The 26,482-nt window shown below is 67.9% G+C and carries 28 protein-coding genes and 1 pseudogene; 13 read left to right on the top strand and 16 right to left on the bottom strand.

Features of this window, described 5'->3' with window-relative positions:
• Positions 1 to 71: 71 nt before the first annotated feature.
• Entirely contained in the window at positions 72 to 1,649 is a 1,578-nt protein-coding gene (locus ACLJPD_RS13405; RefSeq protein WP_410872404.1) for an MFS transporter, read from the top strand.
• Between the two features lie 492 nt (positions 1,650 to 2,141).
• Here the strand turns inward: ACLJPD_RS13405 and ACLJPD_RS13410 are convergent, their stop codons facing one another.
• Positions 2,142 to 2,747 (bottom strand): maleylpyruvate isomerase family mycothiol-dependent enzyme, encoded by a 606-nt coding sequence (locus ACLJPD_RS13410; protein WP_410872405.1) that lies wholly within the window; start codon positions 2,745 to 2,747, stop codon positions 2,142 to 2,144.
• 70 nt (positions 2,748 to 2,817) lie between these two features.
• Here ACLJPD_RS13410 and ACLJPD_RS13415 point away from each other — a divergent pair, with 70 nt between their 5' ends.
• Positions 2,818 to 3,741, top strand: a complete 924-nt coding sequence (locus ACLJPD_RS13415; protein ID WP_410872406.1) for a MerR family transcriptional regulator — start codon at positions 2,818 to 2,820, stop codon at positions 3,739 to 3,741.
• A 53-nt stretch (positions 3,742 to 3,794) separates the two neighbouring features.
• On the opposite strand, the gene ACLJPD_RS13420 is transcribed toward ACLJPD_RS13415, so the two are convergent.
• Positions 3,795 to 4,307, bottom strand: coding sequence for a L,D-transpeptidase (locus ACLJPD_RS13420; protein WP_410872407.1), 513 nt, complete (start codon positions 4,305 to 4,307; stop codon positions 3,795 to 3,797).
• Between the two features lie 407 nt (positions 4,308 to 4,714).
• On the opposite strand from ACLJPD_RS13420, the gene ACLJPD_RS13425 reads away from it, so the two are divergent.
• Positions 4,715 to 5,137: a PaaI family thioesterase gene (locus tag ACLJPD_RS13425; RefSeq protein WP_410872408.1), complete on the top strand. Its 423-nt coding sequence runs from the start codon at positions 4,715 to 4,717 to the stop codon at positions 5,135 to 5,137.
• A 90-nt stretch (positions 5,138 to 5,227) separates the two neighbouring features.
• On the opposite strand, the gene ACLJPD_RS13430 is transcribed toward ACLJPD_RS13425, so the two are convergent.
• Entirely contained in the window at positions 5,228 to 5,800 is a 573-nt protein-coding gene (locus ACLJPD_RS13430) for an exonuclease domain-containing protein (protein ID WP_410872409.1), read from the bottom strand.
• Positions 5,801 to 6,061: 261 nt separating this feature from the next.
• On the opposite strand from ACLJPD_RS13430, the gene ACLJPD_RS13435 reads away from it, so the two are divergent.
• From ACLJPD_RS13435 to ACLJPD_RS13455, 5 genes are all read left to right on the top strand, one after another.
• The gene (locus ACLJPD_RS13435; protein ID WP_379230827.1) at positions 6,062 to 6,364 is read left to right on the top strand and encodes an urease subunit gamma; all 303 of its coding nucleotides are present in this window, start codon (positions 6,062 to 6,064) and stop codon (positions 6,362 to 6,364) included.
• A gap of 9 nt (positions 6,365 to 6,373) precedes the next feature.
• Positions 6,374 to 6,718, top strand: coding sequence for an urease subunit beta (locus ACLJPD_RS13440; RefSeq protein WP_410872410.1), 345 nt, complete (start codon positions 6,374 to 6,376; stop codon positions 6,716 to 6,718).
• Positions 6,715 to 8,436, top strand: a complete 1,722-nt coding sequence (locus tag ACLJPD_RS13445) for an urease subunit alpha (RefSeq protein WP_410872411.1) — start codon at positions 6,715 to 6,717, stop codon at positions 8,434 to 8,436. The genes ACLJPD_RS13440 and ACLJPD_RS13445 overlap by 4 nt, the downstream gene beginning before the upstream one ends.
• 44 nt (positions 8,437 to 8,480) lie before the next feature.
• A complete protein-coding gene (locus ACLJPD_RS13450; protein ID WP_410872412.1) occupies positions 8,481 to 9,152 on the top strand; it encodes an O-methyltransferase in 672 nt (223 codons plus the stop codon).
• 108 nt (positions 9,153 to 9,260) lie between these two features.
• On the top strand, positions 9,261 to 10,190 hold the full coding sequence (locus ACLJPD_RS13455) for a LysR family transcriptional regulator (protein WP_410872413.1): 930 nt from the start codon (positions 9,261 to 9,263) through the stop codon (positions 10,188 to 10,190).
• 9 nt (positions 10,191 to 10,199) lie between these two features.
• Here the strand turns inward: ACLJPD_RS13455 and ACLJPD_RS13460 are convergent, their stop codons facing one another.
• The 10 genes and pseudogenes from ACLJPD_RS13460 to ACLJPD_RS13505 form a co-directional block, all read right to left on the bottom strand.
• Positions 10,200 to 11,012 (bottom strand): carbohydrate ABC transporter permease, encoded by an 813-nt coding sequence (locus ACLJPD_RS13460; RefSeq protein ID WP_410872414.1) that lies wholly within the window; start codon positions 11,010 to 11,012, stop codon positions 10,200 to 10,202.
• Positions 11,002 to 11,949, bottom strand: coding sequence for a carbohydrate ABC transporter permease (locus ACLJPD_RS13465; RefSeq protein ID WP_410872415.1), 948 nt, complete (start codon positions 11,947 to 11,949; stop codon positions 11,002 to 11,004). Before ACLJPD_RS13465 ends, ACLJPD_RS13460 begins: the two co-directional genes overlap by 11 nt.
• Positions 11,950 to 12,807 carry a metallophosphoesterase gene (locus ACLJPD_RS13470; protein WP_410872416.1) on the bottom strand — a complete coding sequence of 286 codons (858 nt, stop codon included), beginning with the start codon at positions 12,805 to 12,807 and terminating at the stop codon, positions 11,950 to 11,952.
• Entirely contained in the window at positions 12,804 to 14,174 is a 1,371-nt protein-coding gene (locus ACLJPD_RS13475; RefSeq protein ID WP_410872417.1) for an ABC transporter substrate-binding protein, read from the bottom strand. Before ACLJPD_RS13475 ends, ACLJPD_RS13470 begins: the two co-directional genes overlap by 4 nt.
• Positions 14,175 to 14,205: 31 nt before the next feature.
• Positions 14,206 to 15,327 (bottom strand): ABC transporter ATP-binding protein, encoded by a 1,122-nt coding sequence (locus tag ACLJPD_RS13480; protein ID WP_410872418.1) that lies wholly within the window; start codon positions 15,325 to 15,327, stop codon positions 14,206 to 14,208.
• A gap of 143 nt (positions 15,328 to 15,470) precedes the next feature.
• A pseudogene (locus ACLJPD_RS13485) lies at positions 15,471 to 15,814 on the bottom strand (cytochrome P450).
• A 125-nt stretch (positions 15,815 to 15,939) separates the two neighbouring features.
• Positions 15,940 to 16,296, bottom strand: coding sequence for a hypothetical protein (locus ACLJPD_RS13490; RefSeq protein WP_410872419.1), 357 nt, complete (start codon positions 16,294 to 16,296; stop codon positions 15,940 to 15,942).
• A 37-nt stretch (positions 16,297 to 16,333) separates the two neighbouring features.
• Positions 16,334 to 17,176 (bottom strand): alpha/beta fold hydrolase, encoded by an 843-nt coding sequence (locus ACLJPD_RS13495; protein ID WP_410872420.1) that lies wholly within the window; start codon positions 17,174 to 17,176, stop codon positions 16,334 to 16,336.
• A gap of 21 nt (positions 17,177 to 17,197) precedes the next feature.
• Positions 17,198 to 17,641 (bottom strand): PaaI family thioesterase, encoded by a 444-nt coding sequence (locus ACLJPD_RS13500; protein WP_410872421.1) that lies wholly within the window; start codon positions 17,639 to 17,641, stop codon positions 17,198 to 17,200.
• 172 nt (positions 17,642 to 17,813) lie between these two features.
• Complete coding sequence (locus ACLJPD_RS13505; protein WP_410872422.1) at positions 17,814 to 18,800, bottom strand: zinc-binding dehydrogenase; 987 nt, start codon at positions 18,798 to 18,800, stop codon at positions 17,814 to 17,816.
• Positions 18,801 to 19,065: 265 nt separating this feature from the next.
• Between ACLJPD_RS13505 and ACLJPD_RS13510 the strand changes: the two genes are divergently transcribed.
• The gene (locus ACLJPD_RS13510; RefSeq protein WP_410872423.1) at positions 19,066 to 20,283 is read left to right on the top strand and encodes a DUF418 domain-containing protein; all 1,218 of its coding nucleotides are present in this window, start codon (positions 19,066 to 19,068) and stop codon (positions 20,281 to 20,283) included.
• A gap of 26 nt (positions 20,284 to 20,309) precedes the next feature.
• On the opposite strand, the gene ACLJPD_RS13515 is transcribed toward ACLJPD_RS13510, so the two are convergent.
• Positions 20,310 to 20,975 (bottom strand): class I SAM-dependent methyltransferase, encoded by a 666-nt coding sequence (locus tag ACLJPD_RS13515; protein ID WP_410872424.1) that lies wholly within the window; start codon positions 20,973 to 20,975, stop codon positions 20,310 to 20,312.
• A 163-nt stretch (positions 20,976 to 21,138) separates the two neighbouring features.
• Positions 21,139 to 21,843 (bottom strand): TetR/AcrR family transcriptional regulator, encoded by a 705-nt coding sequence (locus tag ACLJPD_RS13520; protein ID WP_410872425.1) that lies wholly within the window; start codon positions 21,841 to 21,843, stop codon positions 21,139 to 21,141.
• Positions 21,844 to 21,936: 93 nt separating this feature from the next.
• Here ACLJPD_RS13520 and ACLJPD_RS13525 point away from each other — a divergent pair, with 93 nt between their 5' ends.
• The 4 genes from ACLJPD_RS13525 to ACLJPD_RS13540 are packed head-to-tail and all read left to right on the top strand — an operon-like array spanning position 21,937 to position 25,485.
• Complete coding sequence (locus ACLJPD_RS13525; RefSeq protein ID WP_410872426.1) at positions 21,937 to 23,406, top strand: MFS transporter; 1,470 nt, start codon at positions 21,937 to 21,939, stop codon at positions 23,404 to 23,406.
• A gap of 33 nt (positions 23,407 to 23,439) precedes the next feature.
• Positions 23,440 to 24,090, top strand: coding sequence for an urease accessory protein UreF (locus ACLJPD_RS13530; RefSeq protein WP_410872427.1), 651 nt, complete (start codon positions 23,440 to 23,442; stop codon positions 24,088 to 24,090).
• A gap of 29 nt (positions 24,091 to 24,119) precedes the next feature.
• On the top strand, positions 24,120 to 24,827 hold the full coding sequence (ureG, locus tag ACLJPD_RS13535; protein WP_410872428.1) for an urease accessory protein UreG: 708 nt from the start codon (positions 24,120 to 24,122) through the stop codon (positions 24,825 to 24,827).
• Positions 24,817 to 25,485 (top strand): urease accessory protein UreD, encoded by a 669-nt coding sequence (locus ACLJPD_RS13540; RefSeq protein ID WP_410872429.1) that lies wholly within the window; start codon positions 24,817 to 24,819, stop codon positions 25,483 to 25,485. Before ureG ends, ACLJPD_RS13540 begins: the two co-directional genes overlap by 11 nt.
• Positions 25,486 to 25,546: 61 nt before the next feature.
• Here ACLJPD_RS13540 and ACLJPD_RS13545 read toward each other — a convergent pair whose 3' ends face one another.
• On the bottom strand, positions 25,547 to 26,356 hold the full coding sequence (locus ACLJPD_RS13545; RefSeq protein ID WP_410872430.1) for a hypothetical protein: 810 nt from the start codon (positions 26,354 to 26,356) through the stop codon (positions 25,547 to 25,549).
• Positions 26,357 to 26,482: the final 126 nt, after the last annotated feature.

Raw genomic sequence — 26,482 nt, forward strand, 5'->3', positions numbered from 1 at the left:
CCGAAGGGTTCCCGAAGTGCGGCCCGGCACTGTCGGTCCCAGTTCGCATCGTCTTCGAAGGGAAACTCCTGATGTCCGCGTTCACCGATATCCCAGAACGGGCAGATACCCGCCAATGGCTGGGACTTGCGGTCCTGCTCCTGCCGACGGTGCTGCTGTTCCTCAGCATGACCGTGCTGTTCCTTGCCACCCCCTATATCGCGACCGACCTGTCGCCGAGTAGCGGCCAGCTGCTGTGGATCAACGACATCTACGGGTTCGTGATGGCGGGATTCCTTGTCACCATGGGCACTCTCGGCGACCGGCTCGGCAGGCGCAGGCTGCTGCTGGCCGGCGCCGCGCTGTTCGGCATCGCCTCGGTTCTCGCCGCGTTCGCTCCCGGCCCCGATCTGCTGATCGCGGCGCGTGCGCTGATGGGTCTCGGCGCGGCCGCCGTCATGCCCGCCACGTTGTCGCTGATCACCACGATGTTCCGCGACGACCGGCAGCGCGCCACCGCCATCGGGCTGTGGGCGGCATCGGTGTCGGCCGGTGTGGCACTGGGCCCACTGCTCGGCGGGCTGCTGCTCGACTCGCTGTGGTGGGGTGCGTCCATGCTGATCGGCGTGCCGGTGATGGCGCTCGTCGTGCTCGCGGTGCCGGTGCTGATTCCGGAATATCGTGCGCCCGAGGCGGGTCGGCTCGACCCGATCAGCGTCGCCCTGTCGCTGGCCGCGTTGCTGCCGTTCGTCTACGGCGTGAAGAAGCTGGCCGAGACCGGGTTCGCCGTCGAGCCGGTGCTCGCCGTGCTGGCCGGTGTGGTGTTCGCGGTGGTCTTCGTTCGCAGGCAGCTGCGGCTGTCGGACCCGCTGCTCGATGTGCGCCTGTTCACGAACCGGATCTTCAGCGGCTCGCTCGGGGTGTACATGCTCGCGGCCATTGCACTGGGCGGGGTGTATCTGCTGTTCACCCAGTACCTGCAGCTGGTCGCCGCGCAGTCGCCGCTGCAGGCCGGATTGTGGATCCTGCCCGCCGCGATCGCACTGGTCATCGTCTCCACCGTGACCCCCGCTATCGCCCGGCGTGTCCGTCCCGCGTATGTGATCGCCGCGGGCCTGGCGCTGTCGACCATCGGCTATCTGGCACTCACGCAGGTCGAGAGTGTGGCGGGGTTGCCGCTGCTCATCGTCGGCTTCTACATCCTGTACCCGGGCATCGCCCCGGCCATGGCGCTGATCCCGGGCCTGGTCATCGGCGCGGCACCCGCGGAGAAGGCGGGCGCGGCGTCGGCGGTGGACAGCACCGCCAGCGACCTGGGTGTGGCCCTGGGGGTCGCGCTGCTCGGCAGTATGGGAGCGGCGGTCTACCGCGCCGGAATGTCGGGTGAGGCGGGCGCTGCCGCGGAAACCCTGCCCGGCGCACTGAGTTCGGCCGAGTCCCTACCCGCCGAGGTAGCCGAGTCCGTCGTAGCCGCAGGTCGCGAGGCATTCACCAACGGCCTCAACGCCGCGGCATGGACTGCCGCGGTGCTCTCCGCGGCGGGTGCGGTGCTGGCGGTGGCGCTGCTGCGCCGGATCCCGGCCGGTGCCATTGCCGTTCCGAAAACCGAAGAGGGAGTAGATGTCTCGGTGGGCGACGGTGTCGCCGAGCGTGGCACCGTTCCCGCCTGACCTCTTGCGGAATTCCCGCACCAGCGATCCGCAGCGCCTACCGGTGCTGCGGATCGCTGGCACCGCGCTGGGACAAGTAGCGAAGATGCCGGTCGGCCAGTTGTGGCGCCTGCGCAGCGCTGAATTCCTTTCCGACGGGAGGGAATACCGTGACGTCCAGCGTGCGGCCCGCCGTGTCGGGCGAGTCGTAGACCGACACCTCGACGATGAACGGGGTGGGTTGATCGGTGCTCCTCGATAGTGCGGCGGAAGTTGCTGGGCGCCCATAACACGCACCACCGACGCGGCCTCGGCTGGTGTGGCGCGATCCTCGATGGCCGTTTCGATCGCCTGCGACCAGCTGTCACGCTCGGCCTGATCGGGCCCTTGCGCATAGAGCGGACATCCGGTCAGCAGGACTGCCGTCATCAACACAATGGACGGCACGGTGAAGCGCAGAGCGTTGATCCTGCCAGCCGTCAAGGTGTGCCCAGGTCGCCGAGGAAGGACGATTCAGTCGCCAGGGGCGGTGCGGCCGGTGACGATCATGAGCAGTTCGGCCGCCGTGCCGCTCACCGTCGTTCCCGCACCGGCCGTCCAGCCGGTGTCGGTCGCGACGAGGGCGTACCCGGTGAGTCGAGTCCGCGCGTGAAACGGTGCCTCCCTCGTCCATACCCGCTCCAGCGACAGCTGCGCCGCCGCCGTCGGCATCAGCCGCTCGATGCCGAGCGGGACGGCGATGTCCTGCCCGTGGACCAGCAGATCCATCAGCCGGTCGGTCGGTGTGGTGCCGATCGGGATGGCTCTGGAGTCGATCGTGGCGTGCAGTTCGGCGAGCAACTCGGCGGTCGATGTGCGATCGGCGTGCCGGACGGCGGTGTCGTGGATGAGACGGTCGGTATTGCCGCGAGCGCGGATCAGGTTCACCACCAAGGACACGATCGTGACGCGGGTGGCCAGTACGAGATGGGCCACGACGTCGCGAACACGCCACCCCACGCACAGCGTCTCGGTGTCCCACGCCGATTCTGGCAGCTCGCGCAGCAATTCGACCAGGGTGGCGCGCTCCTCGGCCACCGCCTGCCAGATCGTGTCGTTCATCGTGTCGGGTCCGGTCATCGTCGAGTCTCCTTCGCGTGGGTGTCCTCGGTACCGTAAGAGTTCCACCGAGGTGGAGGTGCCAGCGAAAGTGACTCACATCACATATTTGACGATCGGCGAGCTCGCCACCCGGACCGGCGTCGCGGTGCGAACGGTCCGGTTCTACTGCGACGCGGGTCTCTTGGACGCCGCCCGCTCGCCCACCGGCCATCGAGTGTTCGAACCCGATGCGGTCGATCGACTCACGCTGTTGCGCCGGTTGCGTTCCTTCGGCATCGGACTCACGGCGATCGAAGACGTGCTGGACGGCACCCGGTCGATCGCGGAGGTGATCGCCGCCGAACGGGTCGCCGTCGACGACGAACTCGACGCACTGAACCGTCGCCGGGCACTACTGCGCGCCGTCGAATCCGCGGCACCCGACAGGCAGGGTGAACACCTGAATCTGCTTGCCGCCGTAGTCGATCCGCGCGCCGCCCACGACGTGCTCGTCGCGTTCTGGCGCCGCCAACTCGCGCCGCTACCGACCTCGGCCATCGACGGCTTCCTCGGCATGAACGTCCCCGAACTGACCACCGATGCCCACCCCGAACATCTCATCGCCTACGCGGAACTGATTGCGGCCGTATCGAACCCGGACATCGCCACCGCCATGTACGACACCATCCGCCACCGCGGTACCCCTGGAATCCGCGACGAACGCCGCCTACTGTTCGACGTCGCCGATGCCTGCGTGGCCGTTGCGCCCCTCGTCGCCGCGGGCCGCCCACCCCACCCCGGCGCGGAACTCGACCACTACGTCGGCATCCACGCCGCCGCCCGCGGCCGCCGCGACACCCCGACCTTGCGCCGCCAACTCCTCACCGACGCCGCGGGCGCAGACCACCGTGTCCGCCGATACTGGCACCTGACAACAACTCTCACCGGCGAACCCGCCACCTCCGGCGCAACCCAACTCTGGCTTTTCGACGCCCTGACCACCTCGGTTCATGGTGCAAGGGAAGTGCGGTAGATGAAACGGGTGGGGAGGCCGTTCTCGCCCTCCCCACCCGCGGTATTCACTACTCAGGGAACAACTTCGACGATGTCGCCCGGTTCCAGCCATTCGTAGTGCGCCTTCGCGCCTTCGGGGGTCAAGCGGATGCAACCGTGGGACTGCTCCTCGGTGGGCCCGATGTGGTACGCGATGTCACCGTTGAAGAAGACCGCGTACTCCATGGGTGCGTTGTGCAAGGTGCTCCAGTGGAACGGCTTCTTGAACGCCACCTTGAACACTCCGGGGGGCGTTTCGTAGCCGGGACGGCCGTGCGACATCGGGCTGGGCCCGAAGGTGACCTTGCCGTTGTCCATCAACCACGCGTTATTGGTCGACAGTTGCAGGCACGCACGCGCTTTCTCGCTGCACGGGGCCACCACGGGCTCCGGCGGCGGTGCGGGAATGATGGCGGGCGCACCGGGCACATCGGGCCCGCCGGGCCACAGCGGTTCGGCCTGGACGGGTGCTGTGACCGCGGCCCCGACCACGGCCGCACACATCGCCGCCTGCACGGCCCACCGGGGAATACGACTACTACTCACGAAATCTTGCCTCTCTCGCCGCGCCCACCCCTGGTCGTCGTACGCCCAGATCATGAGCTTTCACCATCGACACAAGCCTCGAAACATAGAGATACAGCGATCATGGAGTATTGCGATCGCGTTGAGCAAGCTCAGGGGTGGGCTACCGGCGCGTCACGTGTCGAAGCGTGCCGCGACTGCCCGATATCGCCGAGACGGGCGCTGGAGTCCAGTGACGCTCCCGCTCCCGCTTGACTACTTAGGTAAGCCTGACCTACTCTGAACTCGGCGTACGGATGAGCCGGTGGTCCCGAGGGCTGCGGTCGACTCCGCCATCCTGCCGCGGCGGGCTCCGTTTTCGAGACGGAGCCCGCCGCTACGTCTTACCGGCTGCGGTGTACCGATTCGGATGGTGTAAACCGGACGGTATGAGCAATCTGTCAATGGCCGACCTCACCCCCGAGTTGATGAACAAGGCCAGCGTGGGCACCTTCACCGACCTCATCGGCCTGCGCTTCACCGAGGTCACCCCCGACCGGGTGCGCGGCGAATGGGACGTCCGTCCCCAGCTGTTCCAGCCCGCGGGTATCCAGAACGGCGGCGTGTACTGCACCGTCATCGAAACTCTCGCCAGCGTCGGCGCCGGCGTCTGGTTCGGTGAGCGCGGCCAGGTGGTCGGCGTCAACAACAACACCGACTTCCTCCGCGCCGTCCGCGAAGGCCTGCTCACCGCCGAGGCCACCCCCATCCACCGCGGCCGCAGCCAGCAACTCTGGGTCGTCGTGATCGCCGACGCGGAAGGCCGCACCGTCGCCCGCGGCCAGGTCCGCCTCCAGAACCTCGCCGCCTGATACCACCGCGCAGGCGAGGTTCGACGAGGCTAAGGGTCACGCCGGGATTCCCCGTCGGTGACGCATTCCCTGACAGGGCGGAATTCCCCGTCAGTCGACCGTAGTGAACCGCCAACCGCCGCGACCGAGCACATCGACGACCAGTGCGCCGATGTTCCACGCGTCGTCGTCACCGCGGTGATGTGTGCCTTCGAGGGGGATGTCGGCGATCTCGAGGGCGCGGTCCATGCCTGGTCGGCGGCGCAGGTCGTAGGACTCGGCGAAGACCTGTTTGGCATTGGTGTGCGTGGGGCCGAACGGATACTCCACGCCGGTTGCCGCGCACTGAGTGCGGAACTGTTTGCGGTCGTAGTCGCCCCAACTCGCCCACGGGCGCTCGCCCGCCGCGAACTCGTTCGCCAGCAGGCGGCACCCCTCGCCGAAGTCGACTCCCTGGTCGACCTGCTCCTGGGTGAGGGTGGTGAGTTCGGTGCAGAAATCGCTCACCGTGGACCGGGTCGGGCGCACGATGATCCCGTGCTTGCTCACCCTGGTTCGGGCGGCGAGATCGACAACGGTGACGCCGATCTCGATGATCTCGTTGGTCTGCCCCGCAGGCGGGTCGCCGACCCAGCAGGTGGCTTCCACGTCGACCACATTGAGCAGGCCGGTCCATTCGGTCATGGGCCGACAGTACGGGTCGATTGTCGGTGAGCTCCAGCGATATTCGCAGGCGACGGCGCCCGCGAATCCGCATCGATCCGCTATAGCAGCGCGCTACGCCGCCGTTGCTCGAGTGTTTCCTATCGACGCGATCGGGCTCTTCGTTAACATCTCGTTAACCGGTTCCGGGTCGTCCCCGGTCGCGGTGCCGGCGGTCGCCACGGGTGCGCGGGACGTGCCAGAATATCGCTCACCGACCACGACCCGCCGAGGAGAGAACGAATGCGCCTGTCGCCGCATGAGCAGGAACGCTTGCTGCTGAGTTATGCGGCCGAGTTGGCGCGCCGCAGGCAGGCGCGGGGGCTGAAGCTGAACCATCCCGAGTCGATCGCGTTGATCACCGATCATGTGCTCGAAGGCGCGCGGGACGGGCGGACCGTGGCAGAGCTGATGTCGTCGGGGCGGTCGGTGCTCACCCGTGAGGATGTGATGGACGGGGTGCCCGAGATGATTCACGACGTGCAGGTCGAGGCGACGTTTCCCGACGGAACCAAGCTCGTCACCGTGCACCACCCGATCGGATAGGCGCGACCCATGATTCCCGGTGAATATCTCTGTGCCGAGGGCACGATCGAACTGAACGCGGGCGCGGTGCGCGTCGAGCTGGATGTGGTCAATACCGGTGACCGCCCGGTGCAGGTCGGCAGCCACGTGCACTTCCCGCAATCCAACGCCGCACTGGAGTTCGACCGCGAGGCCGCGTACGGGCACCGGCTCGATATTCCGGCAGGCACCGCCGTTCGTTTCGAACCCGGTCTGCCACAGCGGATCTCGCTGGTTCCGCTCGGTGGCACCCGCGAGGTCCACGGCATCAGCATGAACCCGCCGGGGCGGCTGGATGCCGACAATTCACCGCGACGTCCGGAAGAGAGTCGATGACCGAACTGAGCCGCGCCCGCTACGCCGAACTGTTCGGTCCGACCACCGGCGACCGAATTCGCCTGGCCGACACCGATCTGTTCATCGAGATCACCGAAGATCGCAGTGGCGGACCGGGACTCGCCGGTGAGGAAGCGGTGTTCGGCGGCGGCAAGGTACTGCGCGAGTCGATGGGTCAGTCGCGGGCCACCCGCGCCGACGGCGCCCCTGACACCGTGATCACCGGCGTCGTCATCGTCGACCACTGGGGCATCATCAAGGCCGACGTCGGCATCCGCGACGGCCGCATCTGCGGCATCGGCAAGGCAGGCAATCCCGACACCATGTCGGGTGTGCACCGGGATCTGGTGGTCGGTCCATCGACCGAGATCATCGCGGGTAACGGCCGCATTCTCACGGCCGGCGCCATCGACTGCCACGTCCACTTCATCTGCCCGCAGCTGATGGACGAGGCACTCGGCGGCGGCATCACCACCCTCATCGGCGGTGGCACCGGCCCGGCCGAGGGTTCCAAGGCCACCACCGTCACCCCTGGTTCCTGGCATCTGGCGCGGATGCTGGAAGCCCTCGACCACTGGCCGATGAACATCGTGCTGCTCGGCAAGGGCAACACGGTCAGCCAGGAATCGATGTGGGAGCAATTGCGCGGCGGCGCATCGGGTTTCAAGCTGCACGAGGACTGGGGCTCCACCCCGGCCGCGATCGATGCCTGCCTCACCGTCGCCGACGCGGCGGGCGTGCAGGTGGCCCTGCACTCGGACACCCTGAACGAGGCAGGCTTCGTCGAGGACACCCTCGCCGCCATCGCGGGCCGCGGCATCCACGCCTACCACACCGAGGGTGCGGGCGGCGGCCACGCACCCGACATCATCACTGTCGCTTCACATCTCAACGTGCTGCCCAGTTCCACCAACCCCACCCGGCCGCACACCGTCAACACCCTCGACGAGCACCTCGACATGCTCATGGTCTGCCACCACCTGAGCCCGTCGATCCCCGAAGACCTGGCCTTCGCCGAATCGCGGATCCGCCCGTCCACCATCGCCGCCGAAGACCTCCTGCACGACCTGGGCGCCATCTCCATGATCGGCTCGGACTCCCAGGCGATGGGGCGCATCGGTGAAGTGGTGATGCGCACCTGGCAGACCGCGCACGTGATGAAACGCCGCCGTGGTGCCCTGCCCGGCGACGGCGCGGCCGACAACGCCCGGGTGCAGCGCTACATCGCGAAATACACCATCTGCCCGGCGGTTTCGCACGGACTCGACGACGAGATCGGGTCGGTCGAGGTCGGTAAACTCGCCGACCTGGTGCTGTGGGAGCCCGCGTTCTTCGGTGTCCGCCCGCACGCGGTCCTCAAGGGCGGCATGATCGCCTGGGCCGCGATGGGCGACGCCAACGCCTCCATCCCGACCCCCCAGCCGGTCCTCCCGCGCCCGATGTTCGGCGCCGCCGCCCCCGCCGCCGCGGCCACCTCGCTGCACTTCGTCTCCGAACAGGCCATCGACGACGGCCTCGCGAACCGCTTGAACGTGCGCCGAAAGCTGGTGCCGGTCAAGAACGCGCGCCGGGTCACCAAGGCCGACATGCCACACAACGACGCCATGCCCCGCATCGAAGTGGACCCCGACACCTTCACCGTCCGCATCGACGGCGAGGTCTGGGCCGAGGAACCGGCGACCGAACTCCCGATGGCCCAGCGCTACTTCCTGTTCTGAACCGGCTCGACGCGCAAGCCGGTGCTCGGTGGCAGACTGCGACTATGACGACCAACGATTGGGCCGATGTCGACAGCTATATCGTCAACACCCTCGTGGGCGAGGAGGGCGTACCCGCACTCGCCGCCAACGCCGACGCGGGCTTGCCCGCCATCGACGTCTCCCCACCCCAGGGCAAACTGCTGAACCTGTTGGCCCGCACCGCGAAGGCGCGCCGGGTGCTCGAGATCGGCACCCTCGGCGGCTACAGCACCGAATGGCTGGCGCGCGCGGTCGGCGACGGCGGCCTCGTCGTCACCCTCGAATTCGAACCACGCCACGCCAAGGTCGCGCGCGAGAACCTCGACCGCGCCGGCGTGGGGGAGCGGGTCGAGATCCTCGTCGGCGCTGCCCTCGACACGCTGCCCGGCGTCGCCGAGGATCTGACCGAACCGTTCGACCTCGTCTTCATCGATGCCGACAAGGTCAACAACTCCAACTACGTGCAGTGGGCGCTGCGCCTGACCCACCCGGGTTCGGTGATCATCGTCGACAACGTGGTGCGCGCGGGCGCGGTGGCCGACGAGCAGACCGAGGACCCGAACGCCCGAGCCAGCCGCGATCTGATCGAACTGCTCGCCGCCGAACCGAGCATCGACGCCACCGTCGTCCAAACAGTCGGCGCCAAAGGTTGGGACGGATTCGCCTACGCAGTGGTGAACGGTCCGAATTCCTGATCTTCATCGCCCGGCAATGCGGACAGCCATTGCCGGGCGTGCGGGATTCATCGCGGGGTTGTTCGCTGCCGCTAGCGTGGGAGTGTTCGACTTCAGGGAGCCGCCATCATGGAATTCCGTCATCTCGTCTCGTTCGTCACGCTCGCCGAGGAGCTACATTTCGGCCGTGCGGCGCAGCGCTTGCACCTGACCCAGCCGAGCCTGAGCGCCCAGTTGCAGAAGCTGGAGAAGTCGCTGGAGGTGCAGCTGGTCGCGCGCACGTCGCACGAGGTGCGCCTGACCCCGGCTGGCCGGGAGTTCGAACTGCAGGCCCGCCAGATCATCGCCCAGCTCGACCGGGCGGCCGAGGCGGCGAGGGCGACCGCCGCCGGTCGCGCGGGCAGCCTGAACATCGGCTACAACCTGCCTGCCAGCAAACACATCCTGCCCGACGCGCTGGCCCAGCTCACCGACCGCCACCCCGGCGTCTCGGTGTCGTTGTGGGAGAAGCGAACCGGGCCGCAACTGGCCGCCCTGGCCGACGGATCCCTCGATCTGGCCATGGTGTACGGCCACCCCAGCACCGCCGATTTCCGGTATCGCCGCCTGCTGCACCGGATTCCGCTGGTCGCGGTGGTGGGCCGCCAGCATCGCTGGGCGCATCGTTCGCACGTGCCGTTCGCCGAACTGCGCGATCAGGACTGCGTGCTGTTCGCCCGCGATCAGTGCCCGGCGATGTACGACACGATCCTGCGATCGGCCGCGCAGACCCGGATCTCGCTCAACATCACCCACATCGCCGACGACCCGGGTGCTACCGCCCACATTGTCTCGGTGCGCCCGGTGGTCGGGTTCGCTTCGCTGCCACGGGCGGTGTCGGCGGGTATGGGCTCCTCCGACACCGAACCGGTGGCGGTGAAACTGGTCGATCCGGTTCCGACGCTGGATCTGCACGTGGTGTGGCGGGCCGACGAACAGAATCCGGCGGTGGCGATGTTTCTGGAGTGCCTCGCGTCCACGGCACCTGCCCTGGCCGACGACCAGGTTCTGACGGCCTGAGGTCGTCGTTCATTTCAATCCCGACCGCACGAACGCATTGACGATGTGGCGTTGCAGCACCAGATACAGCAGCAGCACCGGCAGGCAGGCGAGCCCGGCCAGCGCCATCATCGGCCCCCACTGATCGCCTTCGGTGCCCATGAAACTGCGCAGCCCGAGCTGGAGCACCGCATTGGACTGCCGCAGCACGACCGCGGGCCAGAAGTATTCGTTCCATGCGTTGATGAACAGCAGGATGCCGAGCGCGGCGAGGGCGGGCCGCAGATTCGGTACCACCACCGTCCACAGGATTGACCACGACGAGCGTCCGTCGATCTTCGCGGCGGCGATGAGCTCTTTCGGGAACGCCGACATGTGCTGGCGCAACAGCAGCACCGCCAGCGCCGAGCACAGCGTCGGCAGCACGACGCCGATCAGGGTGTTGATCAGGCCGAGCTGGTTGAGCAGGATGTAGTTGGGCAGCATCGTCACCTGGAACGGCACCAGCCACACCCCGACGAACGCCAGATACAGCAGGTTCTGCAGCGGGAACGTGTAGATGGCGAACGCGTAGGACGCCAGCAACGCGATGAGCAGCTGCCCGGCCGCCGAGAGCACCGCGACGAAGAACGTGTTCGCGATCAGCCCGGCGATGTCGACCTTCTGCGCCGCGTCGAGGTAGTTGGCCGTCGACAGCGGCCACGGGATCGGTGAGAGCGAGGTGACGTCTTCGGGTCGGCGCAGCGATGTCGCGAACAGCCAGTAGATCGGGAACACGCACACCAGCGCCGTCGCCGCGAGCAGCAGATGGCTGCCGAGCCCGCGCAGTCGTTCAATCATCATGGACGGCAACCTTTTCCGAGATCCAGACCAACAGTGCGGCCACCAGGCCGAAACCGACGAACAGCAGCACACCGGCCGCGGCGCTCAGTCCGGCGTCGAAACTGTGGAAGGCGTAGTCCCAGAGCAGGTAGTAGATATTGGTGGTCGCCTGCGCGGGGCCGCCCTGGGTCATCGAGTCGATGAGCGGGAAAGTCAGTGTGGGACTGAGCAACACGGTTGTGAGAACCAGGAACAACACGGTGGGTGAGAGCAGTGGCAGCGTGATCCAGCGCCGGATCTGACCGGGCGAGGCGCCGTCGACTCTGGCCGCTTCGTCGTAATCGCCGCTGATGCCGGCCAGACCCGCCCACACCACGAGCACCGCGAATCCGATCAGGTGCCAGGCGGTGATCGCGATGATCACGCCCTGCGCCGTCTCGGTCTCGTACACCCAGTTGCGGTCGGAACCGGTCACCTGGGCGAGGAAGCCCGTGCCCGGATGCAGCAACCAGCGCCACACCGCCGCCGCCGCGACCGGCGCGACCAGGAACGGCGCGAACACCAGTGCCTGATAGACCGTGCGCGCCCGACCGGTGACCCGCCTGCTCGCCATCGCGATGACGACCGGCAGCACCACCGTGAACGGCAACAGACCCAGAATCAGCGTCCCGGTGCGGCCGAGGGCGCCCCAGAACGCCGGCAGATCCAGCAGCCGTTCGTAATTCGCGGACCCGACCGGTGTCATCGGCGCGGTCGGCAGCAGATTCCACGAATAGGTGGACAGTTGCAAGGCCTGTACCAGCGGTTGATAGGTCCACACCACCAGCAGGAACAGCGCCGGACTCAGGTACAGGTACGGCGCGACGAACCGTGCCACGCGGCGGCGGGTGAGGCGCCGGCGCACCGGCTTCGCCGCGACCGGGGGTATCGGCGGAGCCGGTGCATCGATGACGAACATCTACCGCACCGCCGCCCGGGCGGCGACGATCGCGGCGATCTGGTCGAGCATCTCCTGCTCCGGCCGGTCGTAGACCTTGTCGGCGGGAGCGGCGTCGATCGCGGTGGCCAGCACCGTCGACTCGAGCACGTCGATGCGGCTGAACCCGAAACCCACGAACCCGCGGTGTCTGCCCGCCGGTGCCATCGCGTCCACCCGATACGCCATCGCGGGACCGATCCAGACCGGAATCCCGGCCAGCGCCGAGGCACCGGTGAGATGGTTGTGTCCGCACAGAATCATCCGGACATCGGTGCCCGCCACGACCTCGGCCAGCTGTTCGGCGTCCTTGAGCCGGAGGAAGTCGAGGGTCGCCAGCGGGGAGCGCAGCGGCGGATGGTGCACCACCAGCACGGTGCCGTGCGGGGCCGGGGTGCGCAGCAGTTCTGCCAGCCAAGCCAGTTGCTCGGGCTCGAGCTTGCCGTCGTGCTGGTGCGGAGTAGTGCTGTCCAGCACGATGATGCGCACCCCCGCGATCTCGACGACCTGGTCGTGCGGGAGAGCCGGGTCCACGGTGTCGCGGCCGAGCAATTCGATGCCGAAGGCGGTGCGCTCGTCGTGATTGCCCATGGCGTACACGATTTCGGCGCCGAGGTCGGCCGCGACCGGCTCCACGGCGGCCCGCAATCGCCGGTAGGCCTCGGGTGATCCGTTGTCGCTGAGATCACCGGAGAAGATCAGCACGTCGATACGCCGCCCGAATTCCCGCAGCCGGGCGAGCACCGTGGTGAGGTTGGCCGCGGTGTCGACGCCGTGGAGCAGTTCGCCCTCGGCCCGCAGGTGCGTGTCGGTGATCTGGACGATCGTGAGCTCGCTCATGACTTCGGCATGAGCTCGGTGCCCGCGGTGCGGGCGGCGGTGAGCGTCGACTGCGGGTCGGCGCCCTGGAACACGACGGCTTCGACGGCGTCCATCATGCCGTCACGCATCTGCAGATAGTTGTTGCCCGGCATGGAAACCCACGGCTCCATGTTCGCCAGCTGCGCGACATTCGGGCGCAGCAGCGGGTTCTGATCGGCCCAGTCCTTCAGGCCGCCCGCTTCCTCGAGCAGGCCGGTCCGCAGCGGCAGGTAGCCGATGTTCTGCGCGATCTTCTTGTAGGAATCCTCACTGGTGAGGTGCTTGATCAGCTCCCACGAGGCGCGTTGCTTGGCGGGATCGTTGGACAGGATGTGCAGGCCCGCACCGGAATTCGTCGGCACGGGCGCTTTGGTGCCGAAACCGGGCATCGGCGCCGAACGCAGGTCCCACTTGCCCTTGGACCCGGTGACGAAAATGCTCTGCAGCGCGCTGGTTTCGAGCATCATGCCGATCTCGCCGCGGCCGAACGCCTCATAACCCTGCTTCTGATTGAGCTTGGGCATGCTGCCGGTGTTCACCAGGTTCTGCGCCATCTTGGTGACCTCGACGGCCGGTGCGTCAGCGTAGGTGAGGCTGTTGCGATCCTCGGAGATCACCCGGCCGCCGTTGGAACGCACCAGCGACTGGAAACACCAGTCCTTGGCGGTCTTGGTCAGGCAGTCGATGTAGACGCCGCCCTTACCGGTGCGGTCGGCGATCGCCTTCGCGGCGGTGGTGACCTCGTCCCACGTGGTGGGCGGCTTGGCGGGATCGAGTCCGGCCTCGGTGAACAGCGAGGCGTTCAAGTACAGGACGGGCGTGGAGAAGACGAACGGAACGCCGTAGGTGTGCCCGTTCCAGTCGTCGAGGGTGCGGGCGCGCGGGGCGTAGGCATGGCGGGCGCCGTCGAAGTTCTGCTTCACTGCCTGCGTGCCGACCAGCTGGTCCAGCGGCTTGGCCTTGAGCTGGTTGATGGTGAAGTCCAGGTCGGAGAAACCGAGCTGGGCGACATCGGGCGGGGTGCCCGCCACCATCTGGTTCTGGATGCTGGAGACGGTGTCGGTGGCCGGGTTTGGGCTGTTGCCCTGCGGCTTCTGCGCGGTGACCTTGATATTGGGGTGCTTGGCGCTGAAGTCGGCGATCAAGGCGTTGAAAGTGTCGGTCCAGGCGCCGGCCACACCGTAGCTGTAGGACTCGAAGACGATCGAAACCTGTTGGTCGGCAGTCAGTTCGGGGATCTGTGCGGTGGAGGTGGAGTCGGTGGTCCCGGTGGTGCCGAGGCCGCAGCCGGTGAGGGCGAGGGCAGTGGTGAGCGCCACGCCCAGGGCGGGCAGTGTGCGTTTCATGGTGGTTCTCCTCATCGAGGTGGGGCCGAAATCAGGGGACGGGAATCGCTGCCGCATCGGCAACGCGTTCCGAATGTTGCGGGGAGGCTTGCCATGTCAGCCGCAGGCCGGTATCGGGGTCGAACAGGTGGATGTCGGCGGGGTCCACGCGGCAGGCGATGTCCTCGCCCGCCCGGACACCGGCGGGACGCGCCACGCGCACACAGAGACCGGACTCGAGGTGCACGAGTTCCTCGCTACCGAGGTTCTCGACCATCCGCACCCGGCCCCGGACATCGGTCGAGGTGTCGTCGATGCGCAGGCGTTCGGGGCGGATTCCGGCGACGACGGCGGTGGCGTCGCCGGAATCCTCGGCGATGTCCAGTGCGGCATCGATGCCGTCGGCCATCACCTTCAGGTGGCCGTCGCTCGCGGTGACGACGGCGGGAAACAGGTTCATCGGGGGCGAGCCCAGGAAGCCGGCGACGAAGGTCGAGCGCGGGTGGTCGTAGAGCTCCTCCGGGGTGCCGCACTGTTCGATGCGGCCTTCGTTGAGCAGCGCGATGCGCGTCGCCATCGTCATCGCTTCGACCTGATCGTGCGTCACGTAGAGGAACGTCGCACCGAGCCGCTGATGCAGCGAGATCAGTTCCGCCCGGGTCGCGCTGCGCAGTTTCGCGTCGAGGTTTGACAGCGGCTCGTCCATCAGAAACGCACCGGGATCACGAACCATGGCTCGCGCCAAGGCAACTCGCTGGCGTTGTCCACCGGACAGCGCGACCGGCCGCCGCTCGAGCAGCGCCGAGATCTCGAGCGTCGCCGACACCTCGGCAACCCGCTGCGCGATCTCCGCCCGCGGTCGACGCCGGGCCCGCAGCGGAAACCCGATGTTCTTCGCCACCGAAAGATGCGGATACAGCGCATAGCTCTGGAACACCATCGCTAGATCCCGCCGCTGCGGCGCCGCGTCCGTCACATCGACGTCGCCGACAAGAATCCGCCCCGCGCTCGGCTCCTCCAGTCCCGCGATCATCCGCAACAGCGTGGATTTGCCGCAGCCACTCGGCCCCAGCAACACCATGAACTCACCATCGGCGATATCGAGACTGACCTCGCGCACCGCGTACTCGGCATCGAACTTCTTCGACACCGCTTCGATCTGCAGTCGTGCCATGCCCCCAGTGTCGAACCCGCGAACGTCCACCCGCCGTGGCGATAGTGAACGTCGATCGGCCCAATCATCTCGGCACTGTCGACACGCGAACAACGCTGTCTGCGGTCGGGCAGGCGCCGAGTGGAACCTGTGCCGTCAGGAACTCAGTGCAGGCGAACGGGGAGTTCGAGTAGTCCTCGGATGAGGGTGCTGGTTTGCCAGTGGAGGTCGGCGGTGGGGGACAGGGTCAGGTGGGGGAAGCGGTGTAGGAGTTGGGTGAAGGCGATTTCGGCTTCGAGCCGGGCGAGGGGTGCGCCGACGCAGAAGTGGATGCCGTGGCCGAAGGCGAGGTGGCCCGTGGCGGGGGTGTCGGTGGCGAGGGTGTCCGGGTCGGGGAAGCGGCTGGGTCACGGTTGGCCGCGGTCAGTGCTACGTAGACGATTTCGCCTTCGGGAATCTCGGTGTCGCCCATGGTGATCGGTTCTGCGGTGTAGCGGACGGTGGCCATGTCGACGGGGCCGTCGAAGCGCAGGAATTCCTCGATCGCGGCGGGCACGCCGGCCGGGTCGGCCCGCAGAGCCCGCCACTGTTCGGGGTTGCGGAGCAGGGCGAGGACGCCGTTGCCGATGAGGTTCACCGTGGTTTTGTCCAGGCCTGGAAGTCATCGCGATCGTCGAACGGAACACCGAGTAACTCGCAGATCACCGTCACCGGAAGGGGTTCGGCGAAATCGCTCATCAGATCGACCTCGTCGCGGTCGCTCATCGCATCGAGCAGTGACTCGGTGATCTGTTCGATCCGTGGGCGCAGCAACGCGACTCGGCGGCTGGTGAAGGCCTTGTTCACGAGCTTGCGCAGGCGGGTGTGGACGGGCGGGTCGGTGCCGAGCATGTGGCTCAGGAGCGCGATGATATTCGGGTCCGTCGCCGCTGTCCCACGCTTGCGCCGGGCGCGGTACGCATCGACGTTGCCGACCTCGGCTCGGATCACCTTGTAGCGAAGGCGAATTCGCGATGCCGGACCGACTTCATGTGGTGTGTGGCGAGGTGCTCGACTCGACCGATGACAGGAAACCACGCAGCAGCTCGGTGACGGCCTGTGGTTGTTCGAGGGAACTCGAATGGCCGCACGCGGGGATCGTGTGCAGCCGCGCGTGGGGGATGAGCGAGGCGATGTGGCGGGCATGCGGGGGCGGGGTGGCCGCGTCGTCGGCACCGACGATGATCTGGGTGGGGACGGTGATCGACGGGAGTTCGTCGTCGACGGCGTCGCGTTCGGTGACACCGCGGACGGCGTCGCGCAGACCGGCGCGGTCGACCCCGGCCACGCGACGCGTCCACTCGCGCACGACCGCCTTGCCGGTGTCGGAAGCCCGGAAGGAGGGCCCGAACATGTGAACGGCCACCCGGCCGGCGATGGGGCGGATGCCGAACCAGCGCAGCGCCCATGCGAGACGGTGGTATTCGTCGATTTTGGTGGGGTCCTCGGCGTGCGCGCTGGTATCGAGAAGGGTGAGCGACCGCAGGAGTTCGCCGTGCCTGGCGCCGAGTCGTTGGCCGACGAAGCCGCCCATGGACAGCCCGACCCAGTGCACGGGGCCGACATCGAGAGCGCGGATCACCCCGACCGCGTCGGCGGTGAGGGTGTCCATGTCATAGCCGTCGCCGGTGGGCGGGGTATTGCCCTGACCGCGCCAGTCCAGGGTGACGCACCGGTAATCGCGTTGCAGGGACTCGAGCTGGGCCCGAAACATCCAGCCGCCGAACATCAATCCGTGGCCGAAGACCACCGTGGCGGCGTCGGGTTTGCCCGCGGGGGTGCCGGTGTCGGTGCAGGCGATCGAAACGCCGTCGACATGCATGATCGTCATGAGGTCACACGCTCTCGGTGCTCAGGACGCGGCGAGACGAACGTTGCGCATAGTCACCAGCGCTGTGGCACAAAGGGTTTCGCCGGATTCGTCCACCGAGAACACGTCGGCGGCGGCGATCGTGAGCAGTGAACCGGGCTTGATCACCCGGCCGCGAGCAACCACGTTCGCGCCCTTGGCGGGCGCGAGGATCTTCACCGTGTAGTCGATGGTCATGTTCACCCAGCCCGCGGGCAGCAGGGTGCCCGCCGCCGAACCGGCGGCGAAATCGGCGAGCGAGCCGAGCACACCACCCTGGAAATAGCCGTCGTGCTGGGTCAGTTCGAGGCGGCGGGGTTGCACGATCTCGACATCGCCCGGCTCGACCCGGCTGAAATGAAAACCCAGGTGGGCGGCGGCGGGCATGGACAGCACCGCCGCGGGAACCAGTTGGGCGAAATCGGGATTGGGTGCCTGTGCGGTCATCGGCTCAGTCCTCTGCTCGGCAGCGGTGGACCGTCACTGCGGTCATGCGGCGAATCCTGCCCGCTGACGCGACGCGTGAACACCCCGATCGCGGAAATTTCGCCTGCTGTTGGGAGTCTGGAAAGAGTGCGGCCGGGCGAGTGCCGTCACGGCGCATCGCCCGACCGAGAGCTCAGCGAGCTCCGGCGCGCAGGACGACTTTGGCGTTGCGGCCGGGAGTTTCGGCCGCCACGGCGGCCTCGGCGGCTCGGTCGAGGGGGAAATCGGCCTGGACATCGAGGCGTACGGTGCCTGCGGCGGCGAGGGTGACGAGTTCGGTGATCAACCGGACATAATCGGCGCGGCCGATCTCCGAACCACGCTGCTGGCCCCAGAACCCCTTCACCACAGCCTGTTTGAAGATGACGGCGCCGGTGTCGATGATCAGCGGTTTGCCCGACAGCGCGCCGAAGGAGATCAGCTCACCGCGCGGGGCGAGCAACGCCATCAACTCGCCCGCGGCGGGGCCGCTGACCTGGTCGACGGCCCGCACGATCGGTTCGCCGCCGGTGATGTCGGCGCCCGCGGCGAGCCAGCCCACCGATTCGGTGTCGAGCACGGGACCGTAATCGAGCGCTTCGAGCGCCTGCACCGAGGACTGACCGCGGACCAGGCTCAGCACCCGCACGCCGCGTTCCTTCGCGAACAAGTTGAGCAGGCGACCGACCGCACCGTTGGCGGCATTCACCACGATCCACTGACCGGCGTGTACCCGCAGATCGTCGAGCAGCATGAGCGCGCTGAGCGGCATGGCGAGCAGTTGGCAGGCGGTCTCGTCGGAGACCGAATCCGGCATCGGCACCGCTTGCTCGGCGCGGGCGACGAAGGAATCCGCCCAGGCCCCACGCACGCCCGCGATCGCCACCCGTTGTCCGACCTGGAGTGTGTCGACACCCGGGCCGACCGCGTCGACGACACCGACGGCTTCGGTTCCGGGGATCGCGGGCAGCGGCGGCCGGTAGCCGTATACACCGCGGATGATCGCCAGATCGTGGTTGTGGATCGGCGACAGCGACGTCGCGATCCGCACCTCGCCCGCCCCTGGTTCCGGGGTCGGCACCTGCTGTGCGGTGAGCACGTCCTTCGGTTCGCCGAATTCGTCGATGACAACTGCCTGCATGTCCGCCTCCGTGCTGGTTGCGAGTGACTGCCGAGCATGACCGCGTTCCATTGTGGCACCGCGGGGGTCCCGGGTTGATCAGGAGGCCGCGCGCCACAAGTCGTGCCCGTCGAGGGCGACGTGCGAGGGCACTGTCGCCGAGTGGCGGCGGCGCCCACTCGTCTGTCAATACGCCGCAGGGTTGATTGTCGGGTACCCGGGTAAGACGTGGAAGTAGCCCGTGCGGTGGACGAATATGGCCCGGTGGCCTGCGTAGTCTCAATTCATGGCTGAAATGCTCGGAACTCGCTCGCCCGCAGCGCAATCCGGGGGACGGATCGGCGAGGTCGACATCCTGCGAGGGTTCGCCCTGTTCGGAATTCTGATCACCAATGTTGTGGTGGCGACCTCGCTGTGGTCGGTGATCGGCACGCGCGAGGCCCCGGTGCTGCGCTTCGACGGCACCGTCGACCTGGTGGTGCGCGCCACGGTCGACGCGCTGTTCACCGGGCGCTTCTACCTGCTCTTCGCGTTCCTGTTCGGGTACTCGTTCACCCTGCAGATCGCGGCGGCGCAGCGTGCGGGGGTCTCGCCGGTACGGCGGTTGCTCCGCCGGTGCGCCGCGCTGATGGCGATCGGGCTCGTGCACGTCTACCTGCTGTGGATCGGCGACATTCTCACCCTGTACGCGTTCCTGTGCCTGACGCTCATCGCGCTGCGCAGATTGCGCCCGCGAACAGCTGTGATCACCGGTGTTGTGCTGTACTCGACCTGGTCGGTATGGAGTTTCCTGCCGGTGCCGGGTGGCTACGGAGTTCTCGCCTTCGGTGAGTTCGTCGACCTGCCCGCGATATCCGCCGACTACACCGCGGACTTCGCCTCGACCTTCGCCGCGCAGACCGCCCTCGCGCCGGTCTTCCTGCTGCTGATCTGGTTCGGCCAGGGCGTGCCGAGCCTGGCGATGTTTTTGATCGGCATGGCGGCGGGCAAACGCAACCTGTTCGCGAACCCGGATGCGCTGCGCCGCTTGTCCTTTCGCGCGCTGGCGCTAGGCTTCGGCTTCGGCCTACCGATCTCGGCGATGACCTTCGCCGAGTCGATGAAGTGGTGGCATGCGCCCTCGGTGGTCCACGGCCTGCAAACGCTGGTGAACCCGGCCATGACGTTCGCCTACGTCGCCGCGATCCTGCTGGCCGCGCAATCCGTCCGCCTCGGCCGCGCCACCGCCCTGCTCGCCCCCGCGGGCCGCATGGCCGCCACCAACTACATCGGCCAGTCGATCGTCCTGATGCTGGTCTACACCGGCTACGGCCTCGCCCTGGCCGACACCCTCCCACCCCTGGCTGTCATCGGCATCGCCCTGCTCACCTTCGCCGCCCAGCTCGCACTCAGCGCCTGGTGGTTGCGCGGTCACCGCTACGGCCCGGTGGAGTGGGTGCTCCGCGCGGCGACCTACCTGACCATCCCGGCGTGGCGGCGTCCGGCCGAAGAGCGCACGTCATAGGTACCGAATCGACGCGAGTCGGCCTGTCAGTGCGGCGGGCGGTGGAATTCGGCTCGCCAGCGGTGCAGGCCCGAGGTGTCGGGACGGGGGAGGGTTTCCACCCGGATCTGGTTCAGATCGGCAGTGGTGAAGGAGTCTATGTCGGCGCGGGTGAGGGGCCAGGGAGGGCCGGTGGTGGCGGGGGTGGTGCTGATGTCGGCGATGACGAGCAGGGTCGCGTTGGGGGCCACGAGGTTTCGGATGTTGGTGACGGCGGCGGTGCGAACGTCCAGGGGTAGCGATTGGACGGTGATCGATTCGATGACCAAGTCGTAGGCGTGAACCCAGGTCGGTGGTGGGTTCAGCAGGTCGGCGACCCGGTAGGTGACCGGGGACTGCGGGAACCGGGCCCGGGCGCCGCGGATCGCGGAGGGGGAGACGTCGAAGGCCGTGGTTCGAATGCCCTGGGAAGCAACGAATTCGGCGTCGGTGCCGTAGCCGCAGCCGATCACCAGACCCCGTGTCCCCTGGGGTAGAGATCGGGTGCGGAGCCAGTCGACAAGCAGGGGATTGGGAACGTCTCGATCCCACGGAATCACCGAGGTCCCCGCCGCGGCCTCGGCGTAGAGCGGTTCGAACCACCCGGTCGGATCGTTCGCGGCCAGTGCCTGCGCGGCGAGGCGACGATCGGCGGGCGGCTGCACGTCGGTCATGAGTCCAGTCTTCACCACCGACGGTCACCGTGTTGCCCGACATTCGGCGACTCGCCCACCGGTCATCGATCTGGTCGATTGATCACTAGGTCATGGCGGCGGAATATCGCGCCGAATTGCCACCACCAGAGCCTGATGATCTTGAAGTATCGGGGTCTGCGTATCACTCGGACGACGTCGGTCGCGGCGGGGAATCTGCAGTTCGCCGGGCGGCCCGCGCGGCGAAACCGTCGCAGAGCGCTTCGAGGCCGAGGAACAGGAGCTCCTCGGAGGTGAGGTCGCTCACGCCGGCGCCTTCGAGGTCGGCCAGCGCGGGCGGCACCGGGAAGGAGGGTGTGCCCTCGAGGAGGTCTCGCAGACCGTTGGCGTCGTCGGTGGCGGTGCGTTTCTCGGCCAGTAGCGCGCCACCGACCACCGGCAAGCTGGCGCCGGAGATGTAGTTCCAGACGGAGAATCCCATGGTGGTGGCCTCGCGGGTCGTCACGCCGAGTTCGCGCAGGCCTTCCACCAGCCAGGCCAGGCTCGTCAGACCCTGCGGGCCGAAGCTGTAGCGGGGGACCGCGAAGGTGAGCAGCACCCATGGATGCTGCTGGTAGAGCTGCCAATCGATCTCCGCGGCGATGCGCACCCTGTCGCGCCACGTCCACCCGTGACCGGCCGGGTCGGGGTAGGGGTGCCGGGCGGCGATCTCGTCGGTCATGTCGGCGATGAGTTCGTCCTTGTTCGCCACGTGCCGATACAGCGACATGGTGCCCACCTCGAGGCGGTCGGCGATGCGACGCATCGACACCGCGTCGAGCCCGTCGGCGTCGGCGAGGGTGATCGCGGCGTCGACGATGGCGGTGCGGGTGAGCTTCGTCTCGGTCATCCCATGACTCGCTGTCGTAATACAACCTTCATGCGTACACTGTACCCATCGCACGCGTACGGTGTACGCAAACCTTGGAAGGACGTTCGGACAATGACGAAGCTGGAACCGGCGGTGCCCACCGCAGTCGCCGGTGGACGCCGCGCATGGCTCGGACTCGGCGTGCTGCTGCTGCCGGTGCTGCTGGTGTCGATGGACATCTCGGTGCTCTTCCTTGCCATGCCGACGCTGACGGCCGACCTGGATCCCACTGCCTCGCAACAACTCTGGATCTTGGACATCTACGGGTTCATGCTGGCGGGCCTGCTCATCACCATGGGTAACCTCGGCGACCGGATCGGTCGACGCAACATCCTGCTCGTCGGCGCCGCCATCTTCGGCGTCGCGTCGGTGCTCGCCGCGTTCGCGCCCAGCGCGCCGATCCTCATCGCGGCCCGCGTACTGATGGGCATCGGCGGTGCGACACTGCTGCCGTCGAGCCTGGCCCTGATCTCCACGCTGTTCCCCAGCGCCCGCGAACGGGCCACCGCGATCGGCATCTGGACCGCGTTCTTCGCTGGCGGCTCGGCGGTCGGGCCGATCATCGGCGGCGTCCTGCTGCACCACTTCTGGTGGGGCTCGGTGTTCCTGATCAACATTCCGGTGCTGGCGATTCTGCTGATCTTCGGGCCGATCCTGCTGCCCGAGCACCGCTCCGCCGCTCTCGGTCCGATCGACCTCCCCAGCGTGGCGCTGTCGATCGGCGGCATTCTGCCGTTGATCTACGGGATCAAACACATCGCCGCCGAGGGCCTGGACGCGGTGTCGCTGGTGATCGCAGTCCTCGGCGTCGTGCTACTCGTGCTGTTCGTGCGCAGGCAACGTCATCTCGCGCAACCGCTGCTCGACCTGTCGTTGTTCACCAGGCCGCTGTTCCGGGTGGCCATCGGGGCGAGCATGGCGGGCATGATGTCGCTTGCTGCGATGAGCTACCTGACCAGCATCTACCTACAGTCGGTGACCGGCCGTGACCCGCTGGCCGCCGCGCTGCTCGGCATTCCGATGGCGATCGCGGTGTTCGTGTGCTCGATGAGCGGCGCGCGACTCGGGCAGCGGCTCGGTACGCGGGCGACGTTCACGCTCGCGCTGATGCTGTCGGCCATCGGCAACCTGATGCTGCTGGGTGTGGGAGTCGACGGCGGCCTCGGCTGGTACGTGGCAGGCTCGGTGATCGCCGGTGTCGGATACGGCTTCTCGTTCACCCTGGTCTCGGATGTCGCGGTGTCGGCCGTGCCCGCCGAGCGGGCGGGTTCGGCGGTCGGGATCTCCGAAACCAGCTTCGAACTCGGTAACGCGCTCGGTCTCGCCCTGCTCGGCTCGGTGGCCGCGCTGGTGTTCCGCTCCGGCGGCGACTTCGGCGAAACACTGGGCGACACCCTGCTGCAATCCGCCGGCGACGACGGCCTGATCCACGCGGCCCGCGAATCCTTCGTCAGCGGTATGCATCTCGCGACCACGGGCGGCGCCCTGCTGCTGATCGCGATGGCCGTGCTGGCCTGGCGCTCGGCCCGCACCACCCGCTGAGCGACTTCCAGGTCGGTTGCATAGGATCGTCGGATGCGAAACGAGGGTGCGACGGGACTGGCGACATTGCTCGCCCTGGCCGATTCGCGCCTGCCCATCGGTGGGCACGTGCATTCCGGCGGTGTCGAGGAAGCGGTGTCGTCGGGACTGTTGCGCGACAGCGCCGGCGTGGAGCTGTATCTGCGGCGCCGGGTCGCCACCTCGGGACTGGTGACCGCTTCGCTCGCCGCGGCGGTGTGCGGCGGGACGCTCGATCCCGAACGTGCTGAACGCGAAGCCGACGCCCGGACACCATCACCGGCCGCGCGTGCGGCCTCGCGCGCGCAGGGCCGCGGTCTGCTGCGGTTGGCGAAACAGCTGTGGCCGCACCATGATTGGGCTGCGGCGGGGCCGCGTCCGCACCTGTCGACGGTGTTCGGCATGGTCGGTGCCGCCAGTGGTGCGAGCGCCGCGCAGCTGGCGGGCGTCGTCGTCTACACCACGCTCACCGGCGCTGCCACGGCCGCGCAGCGACTGCTCGCCCTCGATCCCGCCGCCATCGCCGCGAGCACCATGCGCCTGGCGCCGCTGTGCGACCGGATCGCCGCCGAGGCGGCCGTCGGACTCGCCGCGACGTCCGATCCACTGCAGGACGCACTCGCCGAACGTCACCTCCACCGCGACATGCCGTTGTTCGCGTCCTGACCCGAAGATCCTGAGAAGAAGGAGCCCCCATGCCTCCCCATCTGATCGATGGTGAACCGCACGACCACAGCCACGACCGGCCCAAGCGCGACCGCACGGCCGGAGAAGCGCTGCGCATCGGCATCGGTGGCCCGGTCGGCTCCGGCAAGACCGCGCTGGTCGCGGCCCTGTGCAGGCAACTGCGCGAGGAACTGTCGCTGGCGGTACTGACCAACGACATCTACACCACCGAGGACGCGGACTTCCTGCGCCGCCACGCCGTGCTGCCCGACGAGCGCATCACCGCCGTGCAGACCGGAGGCTGCCCGCACACCGCCATCCGCGACGACATCACCGCCAACCTCGACGCCATCGACGACCTCGTCGCGGCCAACCCGCCCCTGGACCTGATCCTGGTGGAGTCCGGCGGCGACAACCTCACCGCCACTTTCTCCTCCGGCCTGATCGACGTACAGATCTTCGTCGTCGACGTGGCAGGCGGGGACAAGGTGCCGCGCAAGGGCGGCCCCGGCGTCACGTTCTCCGACCTGCTCGTGGTGAACAAGACCGACCTCGCTCCGCTGGTCGGCGCCGATCTCGCCGTGATGGCGGGCGATGCCGCCAAGGTTCGCGACGGCCGCCCCACCGTGCTGGTCTCGCTGACCGACGACCCGGCCGCCACCCCGGTTCTGGCGTGGGTGCGCGAACAACTGCGGGTCGCCGCCGATCAGGACGCGGCCACCGGCGTTGCGCACTGAACTGAGCATCGTCGCCGCACCGGGCAGACTGCCCCGCATCGACGCGGTCGGCGGCCTGGCCGGGCGGCACACCGGCATCGACACTGTGCACCTGATCGGCACCGCGGCCACTCCGCTCGGCGGGGACGAACTCGACATCACCATCGTCGTGCGCCCCGGCGCGCGGCTGGTGATTCGTTCGGTGGCGGCCACGATCGCGCTGCCCGCCGCGCACACGCTGGTGTCGAACGCGCACTGGCGCTTCGACATCGGCGAAGGCGCCGAACTGGATTTCGATCCGGAACCCACGATCGTGGCAGGCGGCGCACACCATCATGTGGTGACCACGGTGCAGGTGGCGCCCGATGCGCGGCTGCGGCTGCGCGAGCGGGTGCAGTTGGGCCGCAGCGGCGAAGACGGTGGCGGGTGGCGCGGTGATCTGCTCGCCGACCTCGGCGCGGTGCCGTTGCTCCGGCATCGGCTAGAGCTCGGAGTCGGCTCGTCGACCGACGATCGACTCACCGCACCGCGGGCGCTCGACAGCGAACTGGTCTACCCGGATGACCGCCCTGCCTGGTCGGGCGGTGTCGACGAGGTTCGGTTGCCGCTGGCCGCGGGAGGCTCGCTCGCCACCCGCACGAGTAGCCGACTCCACGCACTCGCGATTGCCCATGGGTAGCTGAGGAATTGGCGATGGGAGCCGGGCAGCGAACGCCCGACTCCCACCACTGGGAATTCGATCAAGCGTTGACGAGCTCGGCTGCCGTCTCGGCTGCCTCGGGAGTGGTGCCACGCGGCGGCGCGAGGAAACCGCTCGCCGCACCCACCGCCGCACCGATGCCCGCACCGACGATCGTGACGGGGATCGACACGGCCATGTACGCGGCCATGCCGCCAAGGATCGGGCCCGCGACCAAGCCGACCGGAAACAACGGGAGACCGGCGACGAGCCCGGCCAACGCACCGCCCGTGCTGGCCATCATCGCGAACGGGATCGCCACGGTGGAACCGACCGCCGCGCCCCTGGCCGCCGAACCCAGGGTCTCGGAGGCGATCCGGTCCGAGCGGCTGCGCTCGAGCCCGACCGAGTCGAGGAACGTCGCCAGGTTGGCCTCGGTGTTGGCCGCGGCGTCGTTGATCTGGATGGAGGTGTCCACCGGCACGAAGTCCGGTACCGGAACCTGCTGGTCACCGAAGCGGAACTGACCCGGCGGCGGCAGGATCGGCGGCACCGGCGCGACCGCGGTCGGTGCGTGCAGCGGTCCCACCGGGGACAGGTAATCCATTTCCGGCCCCGTCCGCGACCACTGCAGCGAGCTGCGGGTGTTCGCGGGCATCGCCTGGCCCACGTAAGGGGTGGCGTTGGGCGCCACCGCGTCGAACTCCGGTCCGGCCTGATGTTCGGGCTGGGTCACCGCCGCCTGCGCGGGATCGGCATTCGCGGTGCCCGTGCCGATCAGGGCCATGACCAGGGGTACCGCTCCGGCAGCGACGACCGAACCTACCTTCTGTCGCTGCAGGTTCGGCGCCCTGTGTTTACCCGTCGCCATAGATCACCTTTCATCCGGGGGATTGGTCACACATATGACCTCCGACATTCGGACCGGTGCTCGACTCGGATGGGTCCGAAACGTCGGCAACCCGCAATATCGGTCTGCGGAAAGGTAACCGGCGAC

Origin of the sequence: Nocardia sp. A7, from assembly GCF_046549215.1 — a bacterium.
Classification (GTDB): Bacteria; Actinomycetota; Actinomycetes; order Mycobacteriales; family Mycobacteriaceae; genus Nocardia.